The organism is Pedococcus sp. 2YAF34, from assembly GCF_052114585.1.
In the GTDB taxonomy this organism is placed as follows: Bacteria; Actinomycetota; Actinomycetes; order Actinomycetales; family Dermatophilaceae; genus Pedococcus.
The window spans coordinates 1-392 of sequence record NZ_JBFRFA010000138.1 but is presented as its reverse complement, the minus strand read 5'-3'; the positions used below and the strand labels follow the sequence as shown (position 1 = coordinate 392).

Genomic DNA, 392 nt, shown 5'->3' with positions numbered 1-392 from the left:
GCGGACGAGTTGTCGGTCTCGATCGAGACGGTGGCCGTGGTGCGGCCGCGCTGGGCAAGCCGTTCGAGGCCGGCAAGCAGGAGGGCACGCCCGGTCCCGCGTCCGGCGTGCGCGGGGTCGACCCCGAGTACGTAGATCTCGCCGTCGTCCGCGTCGGGCTCCGCCTTGACCCAGTCGTAGCCGACGATGCGTCCGCGCTGGTCTCGCGCGACGAGGAAGTCGTGCGCATCGAACCACGGTTCGGCCTGGCGGGCGCGCAGGTCGTCGACGGTCAGCCGCCCCTGCTCCGGGTGCGATTCGAAGATCCGCGCATTCAGCTCGACCCATTCGGCCGCATCCTCGTCGCGGAACGGAGTGATCGTGACTCCGTCGCGCGACACCCCGACCACGGT

The 392-nt window shown here is 70.9% G+C and carries 1 protein-coding gene; it reads right to left on the bottom strand.

The window, feature by feature from the left end:
* On the bottom strand, nucleotides 1-392 hold a 392-nt coding region (locus tag AB4Z02_RS19260; protein ID WP_441972986.1), incomplete at both ends, for a GNAT family N-acetyltransferase.